18 protein-coding genes are annotated in these 17,187 nt (G+C 63.6%); 2 read left to right on the forward strand and 16 right to left on the reverse strand.

Annotated features, from left to right (window positions below; translation table 11 throughout):
- Positions 1-164: 164 nt before the first annotated feature.
- Positions 165-833, reverse strand: a complete 669-nt coding sequence (locus L6639_RS34645) for a TetR/AcrR family transcriptional regulator (RefSeq protein WP_237866099.1) — start codon at positions 831-833, stop codon at positions 165-167.
- A gap of 107 nt (positions 834-940) precedes the next feature.
- On the opposite strand from L6639_RS34645, the gene L6639_RS34650 reads away from it, so the two are divergent.
- Positions 941-1,561 (forward strand): hypothetical protein, encoded by a 621-nt coding sequence (locus L6639_RS34650; RefSeq protein ID WP_237866100.1) that lies wholly within the window; start codon positions 941-943, stop codon positions 1,559-1,561.
- 468 nt (positions 1,562-2,029) lie between these two features.
- Here L6639_RS34650 and ilvC read toward each other — a convergent pair whose 3' ends face one another.
- The 8 genes from ilvC to miaA form a co-directional block, all read right to left on the reverse strand.
- Positions 2,030-3,049, reverse strand: coding sequence for a ketol-acid reductoisomerase (ilvC, locus tag L6639_RS34655; RefSeq protein WP_237866101.1), 1,020 nt, complete (start codon positions 3,047-3,049; stop codon positions 2,030-2,032).
- Positions 3,050-3,182: 133 nt separating this feature from the next.
- Positions 3,183-3,785, reverse strand: a complete 603-nt coding sequence (locus L6639_RS34660) for a LysE family translocator (RefSeq protein ID WP_237866102.1) — start codon at positions 3,783-3,785, stop codon at positions 3,183-3,185.
- A 7-nt stretch (positions 3,786-3,792) separates the two neighbouring features.
- Positions 3,793-4,668, reverse strand: coding sequence for an EamA family transporter (locus L6639_RS34665; RefSeq protein ID WP_237866103.1), 876 nt, complete (start codon positions 4,666-4,668; stop codon positions 3,793-3,795).
- Positions 4,669-4,717: 49 nt separating this feature from the next.
- Complete coding sequence (locus tag L6639_RS34670) at positions 4,718-5,413, reverse strand: class I SAM-dependent methyltransferase (protein ID WP_237866104.1); 696 nt, start codon at positions 5,411-5,413, stop codon at positions 4,718-4,720.
- Between the two features lie 3 nt (positions 5,414-5,416).
- The gene (gene ilvN, locus L6639_RS34675; RefSeq protein WP_092228367.1) at positions 5,417-5,959 is read right to left on the reverse strand and encodes an acetolactate synthase small subunit; all 543 of its coding nucleotides are present in this window, start codon (positions 5,957-5,959) and stop codon (positions 5,417-5,419) included.
- 23 nt (positions 5,960-5,982) lie between these two features.
- Positions 5,983-6,966 (reverse strand): threonine dehydratase, encoded by a 984-nt coding sequence (locus L6639_RS34680; RefSeq protein ID WP_237866105.1) that lies wholly within the window; start codon positions 6,964-6,966, stop codon positions 5,983-5,985.
- A 4-nt stretch (positions 6,967-6,970) separates the two neighbouring features.
- Positions 6,971-8,746, reverse strand: coding sequence for an acetolactate synthase 3 large subunit (locus L6639_RS34685; protein WP_237866106.1), 1,776 nt, complete (start codon positions 8,744-8,746; stop codon positions 6,971-6,973).
- A gap of 329 nt (positions 8,747-9,075) precedes the next feature.
- Positions 9,076-10,032, reverse strand: a complete 957-nt coding sequence (miaA, locus tag L6639_RS34690) for a tRNA (adenosine(37)-N6)-dimethylallyltransferase MiaA (protein WP_237866107.1) — start codon at positions 10,030-10,032, stop codon at positions 9,076-9,078.
- 11 nt (positions 10,033-10,043) lie between these two features.
- Here miaA and serB point away from each other — a divergent pair, with 11 nt between their 5' ends.
- Positions 10,044-10,949, forward strand: coding sequence for a phosphoserine phosphatase SerB (gene serB, locus L6639_RS34695; protein ID WP_237866108.1), 906 nt, complete (start codon positions 10,044-10,046; stop codon positions 10,947-10,949).
- A gap of 141 nt (positions 10,950-11,090) precedes the next feature.
- On the opposite strand, the gene L6639_RS34700 is transcribed toward serB, so the two are convergent.
- The 7 genes from L6639_RS34700 to L6639_RS34730 form a co-directional block, all read right to left on the reverse strand.
- Positions 11,091-12,596: a Do family serine endopeptidase gene (locus tag L6639_RS34700; RefSeq protein WP_237866109.1), complete on the reverse strand. Its 1,506-nt coding sequence runs from the start codon at positions 12,594-12,596 to the stop codon at positions 11,091-11,093.
- A 143-nt stretch (positions 12,597-12,739) separates the two neighbouring features.
- A complete protein-coding gene (locus L6639_RS34705) occupies positions 12,740-12,946 on the reverse strand; it encodes a DUF2065 domain-containing protein (protein ID WP_128950366.1) in 207 nt (68 codons plus the stop codon).
- Between the two features lie 71 nt (positions 12,947-13,017).
- Positions 13,018-13,914: a protease modulator HflC gene (gene hflC, locus L6639_RS34710; RefSeq protein ID WP_237866110.1), complete on the reverse strand. Its 897-nt coding sequence runs from the start codon at positions 13,912-13,914 to the stop codon at positions 13,018-13,020.
- Positions 13,911-15,047: an FtsH protease activity modulator HflK gene (hflK, locus tag L6639_RS34715; protein WP_237866111.1), complete on the reverse strand. Its 1,137-nt coding sequence runs from the start codon at positions 15,045-15,047 to the stop codon at positions 13,911-13,913. The genes hflC and hflK overlap by 4 nt, the downstream gene beginning before the upstream one ends.
- Before the next feature lie 160 nt (positions 15,048-15,207).
- Positions 15,208-15,720: a dihydrofolate reductase gene (locus tag L6639_RS34720; protein ID WP_237866112.1), complete on the reverse strand. Its 513-nt coding sequence runs from the start codon at positions 15,718-15,720 to the stop codon at positions 15,208-15,210.
- The gene (locus L6639_RS34725; protein WP_237866113.1) at positions 15,720-16,205 is read right to left on the reverse strand and encodes a GNAT family N-acetyltransferase; all 486 of its coding nucleotides are present in this window, start codon (positions 16,203-16,205) and stop codon (positions 15,720-15,722) included. The genes L6639_RS34720 and L6639_RS34725 overlap by 1 nt, the downstream gene beginning before the upstream one ends.
- 88 nt (positions 16,206-16,293) lie before the next feature.
- Positions 16,294-17,088: a thymidylate synthase gene (locus tag L6639_RS34730; RefSeq protein ID WP_237866114.1), complete on the reverse strand. Its 795-nt coding sequence runs from the start codon at positions 17,086-17,088 to the stop codon at positions 16,294-16,296.
- Between the last annotated feature and the right edge of the window lie 99 nt (positions 17,089-17,187).

Raw genomic sequence — 17,187 nt, forward strand, 5'->3', positions numbered from 1 at the left:
TGATGCCAAGCCTGTTGGCCGGCCTCGAGACCGCCAGGGCACCCGGCGCAGCCGGCTGCACCGTGTCACAAAACTGTAACGGAACGGTCACGGACAGGCAACGCGCGCGACGATCCGACCTTCGCTTAATGTTAGCGGGTGGCGAAGGGCCGCACCTGCACGACCTAGCCCTTGGCGATCCCTGCGATGAACAGATCGATCACCCCCTCTGCCATCCGCTCGATCTCGCCCTCCTCCACACCCCAGCGCGGGAAATGGCCGTCGAGGTTCATCCGGGCAAAGCCGTAGATCAGAGCGCGGCCGGCGATCAGGATGCGTTTCAGATCCGGGGAACGTAGCAGACCCTGCGAGGCTGCCTCCGCCAACATCCGCTCGGACAGTGCGACGAGCTCGGCATTGTCGCGGATCAATTCGGCCGAGCTGCCATACGCGAAATAGCGTCCCGTGGAGATGATCTCGAAATGCGCAGGGTTGTGCATCGCCCAGCGCACATAGGCGATGCCGAAGGCGCGGAAGCGCGCCAGCGGGTCAATGGAGCTCGCTTCCGCCAGCGCGGCCTCGATCTCGACGCGAAAGCGCCGCTGCGCCTCCTCAGCCACCGCGGCCATCAAGGCGTCGCGGTTGGGAAAGTGCCGGAATGGCGCTCCGGGCGACACGGCGGCACGGCGCGCGGCCTCGCGTACGGAGACTTCGGCACCCTCGGCAGCCAGTTGCAACGCAGCATCGATCAACACGCGGCGGAGGTCACCGTGGTGATAGGGCCGGGTTTCGGGTGTCTGGCGACGGGCGCGGGGCTTGGAAATCCGGGGCTTGGAGGTCTGACGGGCGGGCATACAGCTTCCTAGCATCACCCGAACGTGAATGTAAGCAGCGATTACACCGTTGACGATCGCGTCACCCCGAAATGTAATCGATGATTACATAATGGAGGACCACCACGATGTCGCAACGTCACAACTGGTTCGAGGGCTGGCGGCTGCTCGCCGTGCTCACGCCAAGCCTGCTCGCCTTGAGCCTCTGGATCGCCTCAATGCGACAGTTCGAGGTCGAGGGCGTCCGCATGGTGATCCGCTTCACGGCGCGCAGCTCGCTGCTGCTGTTCTGCCTGGCTTTCAGTGCTGCGGCGCTGGCCCGGCTCTGGCCCAACGCCTGGACGCGCTGGCAACGCCGCAACCGCCGATATCTCGGCTTGAGCTTTGCGGTCTCCCACGCCATCCATGCGGTAGCGATCATCGTCTTCGCCAGGATGGATCCGGCAGGCTTCGCGGAAGCGACCTCGCCGGCCTCCTACATCTTCGGCGGCGTCGGATATGCCATGATCATTGCCATGAGCGCGACCTCGTTCGATCGTACGGCCGCACTGATCGGACCGCGCGCCTGGCGCACGCTGCACCTCGTCGGCGGCTACTATCTCTGGTTCCAGTTCGTGGTGTCGTTCGGCAAGCGCGTACCGGCCATGCCGGCCTACGCGGCGTTCCTCATTCCGCTGCTCGCGGTGATGGCGCTACGGATGATCGCGATGGCTCGCCACCCGCGCGGGCAAGCCATCACGGCGAGCTGAGAGCACGGCTTGCAAGAAGGCGTATCGGGTGTACGCTCTTAAGATGAAGCAGCGTGCGAGCGTCGCAAATTGCTGCTGATGATGACTTGAGAGCACAGATGAAGAGCCGAGTCCTAGACTCTGAGGACACAACGCTTTTGGCGATTACGAGTTCTGAAAAAATCTTGGAGAAACGACGCGAACACAAGAATATGGTTTAAGCGTCAGTTCTTGACTCTCTGGAAGCACTTCAACTCGCGAAGAATTTGAATGAAGCAGCAATGCTTCGCGCGAGATGAAATGAGCGAGACCGCTGTTTGCGATCTCGCTCAGATATAACCGCGAAGGTTTAAGATTTGGTTTGACGAGTGAAGCTTGTGCTTTCGCTCTTGTCCCGGACAAGCGCAGAGCCGGAGCCAGAAGCGGCAATGGGCCTCGGATCAGCAGCGCACCGCTTGAGCGCTGCGCTGCATCCGGGGCACGCAGGCCTTAGTTCTTCGACTTGTCGACCAGCGCGCCCTTCTTGATCCAGGGCATCATGTCGCGCAGCTTGGCGCCGACTTCCTCGATCGGGTGCGCGGCAAGCTTGGCGCGGGTCGCCTTGAACGAGGTCTGGTTGACCTTGTTCTCGAGCATCCAGTCGCGGGCGAACTTGCCGCCCTGGATGTCGGCGAGAACGCGCTTCATCTCGGCCTTGGTCTCAGCGGTCACGATGCGCGGACCGGTGACGTACTCGCCATACTCGGCGGTGTTGGAGATCGAGTAGTTCATGTTGGCGATGCCGCCTTCATAGATCAGGTCGACGATCAGCTTTACTTCGTGCAGGCACTCGAAATAGGCCATCTCCGGGGCGTAGCCGGCTTCGACCAGGGTCTCGTAGCCGCCCTTGATCAGCTCGACCAGGCCGCCGCAGAGCACGACCTGCTCGCCGAACAGGTCGGTCTCGCACTCTTCCTTGAAGGTGGTCTCGATGATGCCGGCGCGGCCGCCGCCGACAGCGGAGGCGTAGGACAGGCCGAGGTCATGGGCATTGCCCGAGACGTCCTTGGCGATCGCAATCAGGCAGGGCACGCCGCCGCCGCGCTGATATTCCGAGCGCACCGTGTGGCCGGGGCCCTTCGGCGCGATCATCAGCACGTCGAGGTCGGCGCGCGGGTCGAGCAGGTTGAAGTGGACGTTGAGGCCGTGCGCGAACACCAGGGCCGCGCCCTTCTTCATGTTGTCTTGCAGGTGCTCGCGATAGATGTCGCCCTGGAGCTCGTCCGGGGTCAGCATCATGACGAGGTCGGCCCATTTGGCGGCTTCGGCGACTTCCATCACCTTGAAGCCGGCGGCTTCCGCCTTCTTGACCGAGCTCGAGTCCTTGCGAAGCGCAATGGCGACGTCCTTGACGCCGGAGTCCTTCAGATTGAGCGCATGGGCGTGGCCCTGGCTGCCATAGCCGACGATGGCGACCTTCTTCCCCTTGATCAGGTTCAGGTCGGCGTCGCGATCGTAATAAACACGCATAGTCGTTTCCTCGTTGAGGGCCGGAAATCGGCCGATGGTCGGTGTCCGAAGGGTGGAATTTGCGGATTTCGGGGGCTGTCTAGAGCATTTCAGCCCCTGAGGGAAACCCGTTTCTGCATGGAAGTCCGCGACATCATGCATCCATGAAAACGGGGTAGAGGGAGGCGAGCAGCAGGAGCGCCATCAGGATATTGAAGGCCCGGACCAGCCGCTCCGAGGTCAGCACCGGCCGTAATGCAGTGCCGAAGAACGCCCAGACCACGGTGGAGACGGTGCCGACCAGGAGACTGATCAGGGTCTGGATCGCGATATTGACCGGAAACCGGGCAATGGCCGCATAGGCGGTGATGGTGCCGATCACGATCACCCAGCCCTTGGCATTGATCCATTGGAACATCGCCGCGCCCCAGAAGGTCATTGGGCCGCGGACGTCTGCCTCGCCCGGCTTGGCCGGGCCGGAGAACGCGATCGCGGCCGCGAGGTAAATCAGGTAAGCGGCGCCGGCATATTTCAGGATGGTCTGGAGGATCGGATAGGCCAGGAACACAGTGCCGAGGCCGAGACCCACCGCAGCGACCATGAAGGCAAAGCCGAGGACGATGCCGACGATATGCGGAATGGTGCGGCGGAAGCCATACGTCAGGCCTGAGGATAACAGCATGATGTTGTTCGGCCCCGGCGTGAAATACATCACCACCATGAAGGCGAGAAAGGCATAGAACAGCGAGTTGGCCATCATCACCTCACGCGGTCTTCGAAAGCGGCTGCAGCCGCCTGACCAGCACCATCACCGCAATGCCAGCGATCACGGTCAGCATCCCGGCGAGGCGCAGCGGCCCAAACCGCTCGCCGAACACAATGCTCGACGCCGCCGAGCCAACAAACGGCACCAGCAGCGCAAACGGGACCACTTGCGCGGCGGGATAGTCCCGCAGCAACCGGCCCCACAGCCAATAGGCGATGCTGGTGGAAACGGCGCCGATCACCAGTAGGCAGATCAGGCCCGTCAGCGACATGTGGATCAGCGAGTGGAAGGTCGGGACCGGCCCGTTGACGACGAGCGCGAGCGCGAGCAGCGGCACGGCGGCCGTGAGGCACAGCCACGCGAACAGGTCGAACATCGGTGCCCCGCGGGCGCCGCGCAGCAGGAGGTTACCGATCGCAAAGCAGATCGGCGAGATCATCAGCACCGCAAAAGCGCCGATGCTAAAATCATAGCCGACAGTGCCGCAGATCATCAGCAGACCGGCTGCGGCAATGGCTATGCCGAGCGCCTGCATCGCGGTCGGCCGTTCACCGAAGGCGACCGCAGCAAAACCGATCGTGAACAGCGCCTGGCTCTGCACAACGACGGAGGTCAGCCCCACCGGCACGCCATGGGCGATGCCGTAAGCCTGGCTCAGGAACTGCCCCAGAAACAGCGTAAAACTGATCGCGATCAGCAACGACCAGGCGACCTTCGGCTTCGGAATGAACAGACACGGCAGCGCGGCAATGGAAAAGCGCATCGCCGTCATCAGCTCTGGTGAAAACTCGTCGAGCGCAATCCGGCTCGCCACGAAGGCAAGCCCCCAGATGATCGCCACCATGAGGGCGATGAGAATGTCGGCCGGCTTCATTGTTGTTTCCGGTTCTGCCCTGTCGTGCAGCCCTGCTTGTTCTTCTCGTCTAGCCTTGCTCGCCGGCTTTCGGTTTACGTAAGAGATAAGTACCGTGCATCGGCGCGTGATAGTCGGCCGAGACCAGCATGAAGCCGACATCGGTCAGCATCCGCTCCATCACCCAGCCGAAGGTGGAATATTCGTCGCGCATATGCGTCACCACGCTCTCCCTGGAGAAATCGTGGTTCTTGATCTGGTAGTCGGCCCACTGCTCGACATCGCGCTCGACCGCATCCGGCATCGAGACATAGACGATATCGCGCAGATAAAAGCTCGCACCGGGCCTGAGCGCGCGAAAGATCCGCGACATCGCCACGACCTTCCAGAAATCGGGCAGATGATGCAGCGTGAATTCGCTCACGATCAGATCGTAGGATTCCGGTCGGTAGGCGAAGCTGAGCAAGCCGGCGGACTGCGTGCGCACGGGCGCCTTGCGGTCGCGCGCATAGATCTCGGCAAGCGCCAACATCGCCGGCGAGATGTCGATGGCGTCGACCTCGGCGCCCATCAGCGCCGCTTCGGTGGCGAGAACGCCGTTGCCGCAGCCGATGTCGGCGATACGCCAGCCGCGCTGGACTCCCAGCATCTTCAGTGCGGCGCGCGCCCGCAGATCGGCATCGTCGTGGGCGTCGTAGATCGACGCCACCGCGGGCTCGATGCCCATCCGGTTCCGCTCGTTATAGTACCAGTCGCGCGCCAGCATGGTTCACATCCCCTCAGGCCCGCGACCGATCGCGGCAACACCGGTGCGCGACACCTCGACAAGGCCGAGCGGGCGCATCAGGTCGATAAACTGGTTGATCTTGTCGGTATTGCCCGTGATCTCGAACACAAAGCTCTCGGTGGTGGCGTCGATCACGCGGGCACGGAACGCATCTGCCAGCCTGAGCGACTCGACGCGATGCTCGCCTTGCCCGCGCACCTTCACCATCGCCAGCTCGCGCTCGATCGAGCGGCGGGTCTGGGTCATGTCGACGACCTGGTAGACCGGGATCATGCGGTCGAGCTGATGCTTGATCTGCGCGATCACCATGGGCGTGCCCGTGGTGACGATGGTGATGCGCGAGAGGTGCTTCTGGGCCTCGGTCTCCGAGACCGTGAGGCTCTCGATGTTATAGCCGCGGCCCGAGAACAGGCCGATGACGCGCGCGAGCACGCCCGGCTCGTTCTGGACGAGCACCGCGAGCGTGTGCGTCTCGTTGGGATCGTGGCGCTCTTCGATGAAGTAGGCGGATGCGGGCTGGTTCATTGTCGTCCCCTCTTGTCTCGTCCTCACGCCTTGCCCAACGCTTTGCTTGGCGCGTCCGTCCCGACCCAACGGCGGAACAGATCGAAATCGATATTGCCGCCGGACAGCACGAGACCGACGCGCTTGCCCTTCAGCTTGTTCTTGTCCTGCATCGCCGCGGCTAGCGCGGCCGCGCCCGCGCCTTCGGCGAGATTGTGCGTGTCAGTCCAGTAGGCTCGGATCGCGGCAGCGACCTCTTCGTCGGTCACCTGGACGATCCGCGAGGCGCCCTTGCGGATCAGCGCGAACGCATCCGCATCCGGAATACGGGTCGCCATGCCGTCGGCGCGCGTGTTGGCAGTCTCGGTGGTCACGATCTTGCCAGCGGCAAACGAGAGCGCATAGGACGGCGCTTCCGTCGACTGCACGCCGACGATCTCCGTCTTCAGGCCAAGAAGGTCGCGCGCCATGATGCAGCCGCAGATGCCGGAGCCCTGCCCGATCGGCACGTAGAGAATGTCCAGATCCGGCGCGGAGCGGAACAGTTCGAGCGCGTAGGTCGCGACACCCAGCACCAGATCACGATGGAACGACGGCACCATGTGAAGTCCGGCGAACTGCGCGCGGCGTTCGGCTTCCTCACGCGCAGCCTGAAAGTCCTCGCCATGCTCGACGAGTTCAGCGCCAAAGGCCTTCATCGCCCGGTTCTTCTCGACCGAATTGCCGCGCGGTACATAGATCACGGCCGGCACGCCATGACGGCCCGCGGCAAAGGCCAGGCTCTGGCCATGATTGCCGCGCGTCGCCGAGATGATGCCCGGCGTGTTCGGTCGCTCGCGCTTCAGACGATCGAGATAGACCAGCCCACCCCGCACCTTGAAGGCGCCGATCGGCGTATGGTTCTCGTGCTTCACGACGACCTCTGTGCCGAGGCGCCCAGCGAGCAGCGGCCAGGCATACGCCGGCGTCGCCGGCACCGCCTGCCCCACGACCGCATGTGCGCGCTCGAGCTCCGTCAGGTCGAACATGACGTCACACCAGCGCCTTGCCGCCGGCAAACGCCTTGGCCGTGGCTTCGTCGTTGGCCTGCTCGGGCAGCAGCATCTCGTTGTGCGCCTTGCCGGAGGGGATCATCGGGAAGCAGTTTTCCAGCGCGGCGACACGGCAGTCGAACAGCACCGGGCGCTTGACCGAGATCATCTCCTTGATGGCGCCATCGAGATCAGCAGGCTTGTGCACCTGGAGACCGACGGCACCATAGGCTTCGGCGAGCTTGACGAAATCAGGCAGCGCCTCCGAATAGGAGTGCGACAGCCGGTTGCCGTGGAGCAACTGCTGCCACTGCCGCACCATGCCCATGTACTGGTTGTTCAGGATGAAGATCTTGATTGGCAACTCGTACTGAACCGCCGTCGACATCTCCTGCATCGTCATCTGCACCGAGGCATCGCCCGCGATGTCGATGACGAGGCTATCCGGGTGCGCGACCTGCACGCCAACCGCGGCCGGCAGGCCGTAGCCCATCGTGCCGAGACCGCCCGACGTCATCCAGCGATGCGGCTCCTCGAAGCCGAAGAACTGCGCCGCCCACATCTGGTGCTGACCGACCTCGGTCGTGATGTAGGTGTCCTTGCCGCGCGTGGCCTCGAACAGGCTCTGGATCGCGTGCTGCGGCAGGATGATGTCGTTGCTCTTCTTGTAATAGAGCGAGTTGCGCGCGCGCCATTGCGCGATCTGCTGCCACCAGCTCTTGATGTCGGGCTTCTTCGCCTCGGCCTTGAACACCTGGAGGATGTCGCCGAGGACGTTGCCGCAGTCGCCGATGATCGGCACGTCGACGCGGATGTTCTTGTTGATCGAGGACGGGTCGATGTCGATGTGGATCTTCTTCGAGTTCGGCGAGAACGCATCGACACGGCCAGTGATGCGGTCGTCGAAACGCGCGCCGACGCACAACATGACGTCGCAATCATGCATCGTCATGTTGGCCTCGTAGGTGCCGTGCATGCCCAGCATGCCGAGCCAGTTCTTGCCCGACGCCGGATAGGCGCCGAGGCCCATCAGCGTCGAGGTGATCGGAAAACCCGTGACCTCGACCAGTTCGCGCAGCAGCTTCGTCGCCTCGGGGCCGGAATTGATCACGCCGCCGCCGCTGTAGATCACTGGGCGCTTGGCACCCGCGAGCAGCGACACTGCCTTGTGGATCTGCGTCGCATCGCCCTTCACGCGCGGCGCGTAGGAGCGGTGCACGTCGGATTTGCGCGGCGGATGATAGGTGCCGGTCGCGAACTGCACGTCCTTGGGAACGTCGACCAACACCGGGCCCGGACGACCCGTGGTCGCGACGTAGAAGGCTTCGTGCAGCACCTTGGCGAGATCGTTGACGTCGCGCACCAGCCAATTGTGCTTGGTGCAGGGGCGCGTGATGCCGACGGTGTCGCACTCCTGGAACGCGTCGTTGCCGATCAGGTGCGTCGGCACCTGTCCGGAGATGCAGACCAGCGGGATCGAATCCATCAGCGCATCGGTCAGCGGCGTCACCATGTTGGTGGCGCCGGGTCCCGACGTCACCAGCGCAACGCCAGGCTTGCCGGTTGAGCGCGCGTAGCCCTCGGCGGCATGGCCGGCGCCCTGCTCGTGGCGGACCAGGATGTGCTGGACCTCGCTCTGCTGGAAGATCTCGTCATAGATCGGAAGCACCGCGCCGCCCGGATAGCCGAAAATGTCGGTCACGCCATGATCGATGAGCGCGCGGACGATCATCGCTGCGCCGGTCATCTGGTTCGGATCGTGGCTCTTGTCGCTCATTGGCTTGCTCCGGATGCGCTGTTGTCAGCGGCTTCGTTCGTGTCGGGTTCGGGAAATAAAAAAGGCCCCGAAGAGGGACCCTGCACACCGCCTGTCATGTGGATGGCAGCTAGCCATCCCCGGCGGTGTGCCTGGGTACAACGGCGATAAGGAGCTTGGTAATAATGTTACGCATGGCAGGCGCTCGGCTTCCCAAAGGTTGCGCGAAACATAACGACCAAAGCCTCGATGTCAAGGCAAAGCGGCCACTTCCGCGCGATTTAGGCAGTGTAACCGCGTTCCCGGGGTTCGGCGAGAAGTAAATTCGGGAACCCGCGCACAAAAGCACGTCAATCGGGTTCCCGGGCCCCATGGGTGGCGGCCGTCAGCCAGCCCCTCGCCTCCGTCGGCTTCACCCACTCGAATTCAGGCAATTGGTGCCTGAACCAGGTGAATTGCCGCTTGGCGTAGTGGCGGGTATCGGCCCGGCCGATCGTGGCGGCCTCCTCCAGGCTGAGCTCACCGCGCAGATGCCGGATCAGCGCCGGCACGCCATGGGCCTTCATGGCCGGCAACAGCGGATCGAGGCTGCGGGCGGCGAGCCGCTCGACCTCTTCGAGGGCACCGGCGCGCAGCATGGCGTCGAAGCGGGCGTCGATGCGGGCATAGAGCTCGTCACGTTCGGGCGCGAGAAACACCGCCTGAAAGCTGTCCTTGGGCAGCAGCGGCGGCTGGCCCTCATGGTGCCAGTCGAGCAGCGAACGCCCGGTCGCCTCGACCACTTCGAGTGCGCGCGCGATGCGGGTGCGGTCACGTTGATTTAGTCGTTCCGCCGCACGCGGATCGCGGCGCGCCAGTTCCGCATGCAGCGCCTCGACGCCGTTCTGTTCCAGGCGCGTGCGCACGTCCTCGCGCACCTCCGCGGGGATCGGCGGCACCACCGAAAGGCCCGCCGTCAGCGCCTTGAAATACAGGCCCGTGCCGCCGATGAAGATCGGCAGGCGGCCCTCGGCCCGCACCTCGTCAAGCACCTTCGCGGCGTCGCTCACCCAGGCGCCGGCCGAAAAATTCACGGCCGCATCGACGTGGCCGTAGAGGCGGTGCGGCACCCGTGCTTCTTCGTCGAGCGTGGGACGTGCCGTGATGATGCGGAGGTCACGATAGACCTGCATGGAATCGGCATTAATCACGACCCCTCCTGCACTGAAGGCAAGCTCGAGCGCCAGCGCCGACTTGCCGCTGGCGGTCGGGCCTGCGATAAGCACGGCCTTGCCAATAGGCCTTCTGCCGACTTGCCTCTCGCTCACGAAAACCTCAAATGTCCCTCGTCGCCACGCTGATCTGCAACCCCAATAATCCCGCGCTCGACTCTACCATCGTCGATGGCGCCCGCGCCGTGCTGCCCAGCGCAGCGCCCGCACACTGGCTGTTCGACGGGGTTGCGGTCGACATCCCCTTTGGCGCCGACAGTAACCTCGAAGGCGACCGTCACGCCATCGAAGAGCGGCTCCGCGAGCTGCGCGGCGATCTGCCCATCGACATCGTGGTGCAGCCTGTCGGTGTCAGGCGCAAGAAGCTTTTTCTCGCCGACATGGATTCCACCATGATTGGCCAGGAATGCATCGACGAGCTCGCCGATCTGGTCGGGATGAAGGCTCACGTCGCTGCCATCACCGAACGTGCGATGCGCGGCGAGATCGAGTTCGAGCCAGCACTGCGGGAGCGCGTCGCGCTGCTGAAGGACCTCCCCGCCAGCGTCGTCGACGAGGTGCTCGCCAAGCGCATCACGCTGACCCCGGGCGGCCGCGAGTTGGTCGCGACCATGCGCGCTCACGGCGCCTATACCTGCCTCGTCTCCGGCGGCTTCACGCTGTTCACAAGCGCGGTCGCCGCCAGGATCGGCTTCCAGGAGAACCGCGCCAACGAGCTCGTCGTGCGCGACGGCAAGTTCACCGGTGAGGTGAAGGAGCCGATTTTAGGTCGTGCGGCGAAGCTTGCGACGCTGGTGGATCTGATGGAGTCGTTCGATCTCGACGACATCGACTCGGTCGTCGTCGGCGACGGCGCCAATGATCTTGCGATGATCCAGGCGGCGGGCCTGGGCGTGGCATACCACGCCAAGCCGGCGGTGGCGGCTGCCGCCGCGGCACGGATCGACCATGGCGATCTCACCGCGCTGCTTTATGCGCAAGGATATCGGCGGGAGGAATTTGTGGAGGGATAGCCTCCTCTCCGCTGTCATCACCGCGAAGGCAGGTGATCCAGTATTCGAGAGGCCGCAGTGCTAAAAACCGAGAAGCCGCGGCGTACTGGATGCCCCGCCTTCGCGGGGGCACGACAGTTGAGAGTAGAGCGAACCGCGCTCCTACTGCACGCTCAGTGCCACGAAGCGCAATTCGCCGTCGCCATTGGACACCAGCAGCAGCACGGACTTCTTGCCGTCCTTCTTGAGCTGGTCGATCCGCTTCTGGATGTCCTCGCCGCTCGAGACCGCTTCCTGTGCGACTTCGACGATGACATCTCCCGCGGAGAGCCGCTTCTCGGCGGCATCCGAAGTGGCGTCGACATTGGTGACGACCACACCCTTGACGCTGTCCTTGATCTTGTAGCGCGCGCGCAGATCCTTGTTCAGCACGGCGAGGTCGAGGCCGAGCGCCTTCTGCGTCACCAGCTTCTCCGGCGGCGGCTCGTCGGTCTTTACTGCGGCCTGCACCTTGTCGGGATCCTGCAGGCGGCCGAGCGTAACCTTCCTGGTCTGCTCCTCGCCCTTGCGGATGACGACGACGTCGACTTCCTTGCCGACCGCGGTGTCGGCGACGACGCGGGAGAGATCCTTCGGATCCTTGACGTCCTTGCCGTCGAACTTGACGACGACGTCGCCGGGCTCGATGCCGGCGGGCTTGGCGGGGCCCTTGTCATCGACGCCGGCAACCAATGCACCGCGCGCCGGCTTGATGTTGAGGCTCTCGGCGATCTCGTCAGTGACGCTCTGGATGCGCACGCCCAGCCAGCCGCGGCGTAGTTCGCCGAACTGGCGGAGCTGATCGACCACGCCCGCAACAGTCTTCGACGGCACGGCGAAGCCGATGCCGATCGAGCCCCCGGAGGGCGAGATGATCAGCGTGTTGACGCCGATGACGTCGCCTTCGAGGTTGAACAGCGGACCACCGGAGTTGCCGCGATTGATGGCAGCGTCGGTTTGGATGTAGCTGTCATAGGGTCCCGAGGAGATGTCGCGGTTCTTGGCCGAGACGATGCCCGCCGTCACCGTACCGCCGAGGCTGAAGGGGTTGCCGATAGCGACCACCCAGTCACCCAGACGCAGCTTGTCGGAGTCGCCGAACTTCACCGAGATCAGCGGCTTCGGCGGCTTGAACTTCAGGACAGCGAGGTCGGTCTTCTTGTCGACGCCAACCAGCTCGGCCTTGATCTTGGTGCCGTCGTTGAGAATGACGTTGATCTCGTCGGCATCGGCGATGACGTGGTTGTTGGTGACCACGATGCCGGACGTATCGATGATGAAGCCGGACCCGAGCGAGTTGGTCTTGCGCGGTGGGCTATTGTCGCCGCCCTTGCTGCCGCCGCCGGGACCTTTGCGGTTCTTGAAGAAGTCGTCGAAGAATTCCTCGAACGGCGAGCCGGGCGGCAGTTGCGGCATGGTGTTGCTGCCGCCGCCTTTGGCCTCGACCGTCTGCGAGGTTGAGATGTTGACGACCGCGTCGATCACCTTCTCGGCGACGTCGGCGATGCCCTCCGGTCCGCGTGCCTCAGCCGGCGAGCCGAACACGCTGAAAGCACCGAGCGCGAGCGCGGCCAGCCCAAATCGAGCGTGTCGGCGCAAGCGGGTCGGGACAATGGTGGCAGCGGTCATTGTGGTCTCCAGAGACAAGGATTCGGCGTCAAGACTGCGCTCGAACGGGGGCACGGCGCAAGCACGGAGCTTAACGGGCCTCAAGCTCCGAATAATACGGCGAAAACCCGCCGCTCGCCTTCACTTTGGCGTTGGCGCTGCGGCTAGATCGGACGGCGCATCGCCCAGATCAGGATCAGGCCGGCCACGGCCGAGCCGATCCCGACCGCCCGCAAGATGTTATCGGGCGTGGCGATGGCGCTCTTCATGGCCTTGCGCATCCAGTTCGGACTTGCCGCGAACATCAAGCCTTCCAGCACAAACAGGATGCCCAAGCCGATGAGGAAGTCGGCGAACGCAATGGACCTCATCGGATTGGAACCTCCCGTGGTGCTGTTTTTGTCTGGACGAAGGGCGGCCAAACCTGCCGCCCTTGTCTAACTTACGGTTTCGCCGGCGTCTCGGTCGACGTCTTGCCGGACGGGTTACCAAAATACCGGAAGAAATCCGAGTCCGGCCGTAGCAGGAAACGGGTATCGTTCGGCTTCAACCCACTTTCGTAGGCCGTCATCGACCGGTAGAACGCAAAGAAGTCAGCATCCTTGCCATAGGCTTCGGCAAAGAGACGGTTGCGCTCGGCGTCACCAACGCCGCGCGTCTGCTCGGCCTGGGAGTTCGCGTCGGCAATGATCACCGTCACATCGCGGTCGGCCTTGGAGCGAATTTCCTGCGCCTTCTGGGCGCCCTGCGCTCGGAACTCAGCCGCCTCGCGCTGGCGTTCGGACTTCATCCGGTCGTAGACAGCCTGGCTATTCTGTTCCGGCAGATCGGCACGGCGAATGCGGACGTCGACAACCTCGATGCCGTAACCACCAGCCTCGCGGTCGAGTTGCTCGCGGATGCGCCCCATCAGCTTTTCGCGTTCATCACGCACCACGGTGATGAACGTGACTTCGCCGAGCACGCGGCGCAGCGCCGCGTTCAACAGCGAGGTGAGCTGGAGGTTCGCCGCCTGGATCGAGCCGACGCTCTGATAGAAGCGCAGCGCATCCTTGATGCGGTAGCGCGCGAAGGCATCGACCACGAGCCGCTTCTGGTCGGAGGCAATGACCTCCTGTGAGGGATTCTCGAGGTCGAGGATCCGCTTGTCGATGTTGATCACGGAGTTCCAGGGCGCCTTGAAGTGCAGCCCGGGGTCGGTGACGACGTCCACCGGCTTGCCGAATTGCAGCACGATGGTCTGCTCGGTCTGCTGCACCGTGAACAGCGACATGTAGGCGACGATCGCGACCAGGAGCGCCGCAAGCAGCACGACAATGCCAGTAACCGGAGACCTCATCTCGTGCCTCCGCTCGGCTGCTGGCCCGGCGTCGTGGGCTTCTTGGCCGACAATTCGCTGAGAGGCAGATAGGGCACAACGCCCTGGCCCGATGGACCACCGTCATAAATCAGCTTGTCCGAGCCGCCGAGCACGCGCTCCATCGTCTCAAGATAGATCCGTTCACGGGTCACTTCAGGGGCCTTCTTGTATTCGTCGTACACTTTCAGAAAGCGCGCGCTCTGGCCCTTCGCCTCGGCGACCGCCTGCTCCTTGTAGCCCTCGGCGGCCTGCAGGATCTTGGCCGCGTTGCCGCGCGCTTCCGGCACGACCTTGTTGGCATAGGTCTGCGCTTCGTTTGACAGCTGCTCGAGATTTGCGCGGGCCGCCTGCACATCGCGGAACGCATCGATCACCTGCGCCGGCGGATCAACCTTCTGCATCTGCACCTGGGTGATCTGGATGCCGGCCCCATAACCGTCGAGCGTCTTCTGCATCAAATCCTGCACGGTGGCCTCGGTCTGCGTCCGCGCGCCAGTCAAAATCGGCTGGATGTCGGAACGGCCGATCACCTCGCGCATCGCACTTTCGGCTACCGCCTTCACGGTGCCCTCGGGGTTCTGGATGTTGAACAGGAAATTGCCGACGCCGTTGGGCTTGATGCGCCACAGCACGGTGAAGTCGACGTCGACGATGTTCTCGTCGCCGGTCAACATCAGGCTCTCTTCGGGCACATCTCGGATCGAGCGGCCGCGCCGGGCCGGATCGTCGATCAGCGTCATACCGATGGAAATGGTGGAGACGCGCAGCGCCTTCGGCAGCAGCACTGTCTCGATCGGATAGGGCAGATGATAATTCAGGCCCGGGTCGACGGTGCGCACATGCTTGCCGAAACGGAGCACGACGCCCTGCTCTTCGGACTGCACCCGGAAGAAGCCCGACAGCAGCCAAAGCGCGACGACGATGAGCAGTATCAGCGTGATGCCGATACCGGAGAAATAACCGCCCGGCATGATCTGCTGCAGCCGGTCCTGGCCACGCCGCAGAAGGTCTTCCAGATCCGGCGGCCTCGGCCCGACCGGTTGCGGGCCTGTGCCCCATGGTCCTTTCGGACCCGAGCCCCACGGGCCACCGCCCTGATTCTTCCACGGCATTCGACGTTCTCCTCGGCAGACCGGGACTAGAACTAAAGCCGGCCCGCATTGTCCGGTCCGGCTTTATAGGGGACCGAGAGGACCCTTACAACGCAAGCCTGACCGTCTCACGAGCTATGCTCGGGGGCGGAAAAGTCAATGTAAACATTGGCGAATGCAGTTAATGGGGCGGCCGCCGACGATATGTCACATAGGAGTAGTCGGCGCTGTCGTCCGGGCCGGCGGGATGGCGGACGCGCGCCGTCTCCTCCCACGTTGCCTTGTCGATGTCGAAATGCGTGTCGCCGCCGGGCAGCGCATGCACTTCCGTGATCTCGAGGCGGTCAGCACGATCGAGCCATTGCCGGAAGATTTCGGCGCCACCGATCACGGCAATTTCAGCGGCCGAACGCCGCAGGGCATCGCCAAGCGCAACCGCGAACGCGTCCGCCCCCGATGTCGTGACGATGGCGCCGGCGGCGCGATAGGCCGCATCGCGCGTGATCACGATGTTGGTGCGGTTGGGCAGCGGCCGGCGCGGCAAAGACTCGAAGGTCTTGCGGCCCATGATCACGGGCTTGCCGATAGTAAGCGCCTTGAAGCGCGCCATGTCGGATTTCAAACGCCACGGCATCGCATTGCCAGCGCCGATGACGCCGTTCTCCGCGATCGCGACGACGAACACGATCTCCATCAGGACGAGCCCCCTGCAAGTCGCGTCAACGCAGGCCCCGTAACACGACACAGCGTCCAGTCGTCCATCATCGCGGCGCCGAGCGACTTGTAGAACGCAATCGAGGGCGCGTTCCAGTCGAGCACCGCCCATTGCAGGCGCGACCAGCCGTTATCGACGCATTCCCTCGCCAGATAGATCAGCAGCGCCTTGCCGAGACCCTTGCCCCGATGCGACGGCCGCACATACAAATCTTCGAGATAGACGCCATGACGGCCGCTGAAGGTCGAGAAATTCAGGAACCACACTGCAAACCCGACAGCTTCGCCGTTCCATTCGGCGATCGCACAAAACAGCCTGGGATCGTGACCGAACAAGGCGTCCGCAATGTCAGCTTCGGTCGCCTCGACCTCATGCGAGAGCTTCTCGTACGCGGCAAGCTCGCGGACGAAATCCAGAACGAGCCCGGCTTCGTCCGAGCGCGCGCGGCGGATGTTGAGCGACATCGCCTTACAGTGCCCGCATGATCGCGGCGCAAACGCATTTTGCGCTTGTCGCGAGGGAAAACCGCTTCACGCTGTTCCGGATCATGCTCTAGACCGCGACTTCCGCCTTGATATGCGGATGCGGATCGTAACCGACGAGCTCGAAATCCTCGTAGCGGAAGGAGAAGATGTCCTTCACGTCAGGGTTGATCTTCATCGCCGGCAGCGCGCGCGGCGCGCGGGAGAGCTGGAGGCGCGCCTGCTCCAGATGGTTCGAATAGAGATGGGTGTCGCCGAACGAATGCACGAAGTCGCCGGGCTTGAGGCCCGTGACCTGCGCCACCATCATGGTGAGCAGCGCGTAGGAAGCGATGTTGAAGGGCACGCCGAGGAACACGTCGGCCGAACGCTGATAGAGCTGGCACGACAGTTTTCCATTGGCGACGTAGAACTGGAACAGGCAGTGGCACGGCGGCAGCGCCATCTTGTCGACCTCGGCCGGATTCCAGGCCGAGACGATCAGGCGGCGCGAGTCCGGATTGCGCTTGATCATGTCGACGACGTTGGCGATCTGGTCGATGCTGCGCCCATCAGGCGCGGGCCAGGAGCGCCACTGATGCCCGTAGACCGGGCCAAGATCGCCATTGGCGTCAGCCCATTCGTCCCAGATGGTGACGCCGTTGTCGCGGAGATATTTGATGTTGGTGTCGCCCTTCAGGAACCACAACAGCTCATGCACGATCGCCTTCAGCGGCAGCCGCTTGGTCGTCAGCATCGGGAAGCCGGCGGACAAATTGAAGCGCATCTGATGGCCGAACAGCGACAGCGTGCCGGTGCCGGTCCGATCCGTCTTCTCGGCGCCGTCTGAAAGAATCCGCTCAAGCAGGTCCTGATACTGGTGCATGTGCCAAATGAGCCTTTGGGGAGGCGGCGAACATAACGGCGCCCCCTGCGCTGCAACAGCGGCGATTCGCTGCGCCCACAGATTATACCCTGAAAAGGT

The organism is Bradyrhizobium zhengyangense, assembly GCF_022012555.1.
Taxonomy (GTDB): domain Bacteria; phylum Pseudomonadota; class Alphaproteobacteria; order Rhizobiales; family Xanthobacteraceae; genus Bradyrhizobium; species Bradyrhizobium zhengyangense.

Bases quoted from the DNA above. Each gene is read 5' to 3' on its own strand.
- L6639_RS34645 (WP_237866099.1), bottom strand. From the start codon at position 833: ATGCCCGCCCGTCAGACCTCCAAGCCCCGGATTTCCAAGCCCCGCGCC.
- L6639_RS34650 (WP_237866100.1), top strand. From the start codon at position 941: ATGTCGCAACGTCACAACTGGTTCGAGGGCTGGCGGCTGCTCGCCGTG.
- ilvC (WP_237866101.1), bottom strand. From the start codon at position 3,049: ATGCGTGTTTATTACGATCGCGACGCCGACCTGAACCTGATCAAGGGG.
- L6639_RS34660 (WP_237866102.1), bottom strand. From the start codon at position 3,785: ATGGCCAACTCGCTGTTCTATGCCTTTCTCGCCTTCATGGTGGTGATG.
- L6639_RS34665 (WP_237866103.1), bottom strand. From the start codon at position 4,668: ATGAAGCCGGCCGACATTCTCATCGCCCTCATGGTGGCGATCATCTGG.
- L6639_RS34670 (WP_237866104.1), bottom strand. From the start codon at position 5,413: ATGCTGGCGCGCGACTGGTACTATAACGAGCGGAACCGGATGGGCATC.
- ilvN (WP_092228367.1), bottom strand. From the start codon at position 5,959: ATGAACCAGCCCGCATCCGCCTACTTCATCGAAGAGCGCCACGATCCC.
- L6639_RS34680 (WP_237866105.1), bottom strand. From the start codon at position 6,966: ATGTTCGACCTGACGGAGCTCGAGCGCGCACATGCGGTCGTGGGGCAG.
- L6639_RS34685 (WP_237866106.1), bottom strand. From the start codon at position 8,746: ATGAGCGACAAGAGCCACGATCCGAACCAGATGACCGGCGCAGCGATG.
- serB (WP_237866108.1), top strand. From the start codon at position 10,044: ATGTCCCTCGTCGCCACGCTGATCTGCAACCCCAATAATCCCGCGCTC.
- L6639_RS34700 (WP_237866109.1), bottom strand. From the start codon at position 12,596: ATGACCGCTGCCACCATTGTCCCGACCCGCTTGCGCCGACACGCTCGA.
- L6639_RS34705 (WP_128950366.1), bottom strand. From the start codon at position 12,946: ATGAGGTCCATTGCGTTCGCCGACTTCCTCATCGGCTTGGGCATCCTG.
- hflC (WP_237866110.1), bottom strand. From the start codon at position 13,914: ATGAGGTCTCCGGTTACTGGCATTGTCGTGCTGCTTGCGGCGCTCCTG.
- hflK (WP_237866111.1), bottom strand. From the start codon at position 15,047: ATGCCGTGGAAGAATCAGGGCGGTGGCCCGTGGGGCTCGGGTCCGAAA.
- L6639_RS34720 (WP_237866112.1), bottom strand. From the start codon at position 15,720: ATGGAGATCGTGTTCGTCGTCGCGATCGCGGAGAACGGCGTCATCGGC.
- L6639_RS34725 (WP_237866113.1), bottom strand. From the start codon at position 16,205: ATGTCGCTCAACATCCGCCGCGCGCGCTCGGACGAAGCCGGGCTCGTT.
- L6639_RS34730 (WP_237866114.1), bottom strand. From the start codon at position 17,088: ATGCACCAGTATCAGGACCTGCTTGAGCGGATTCTTTCAGACGGCGCC.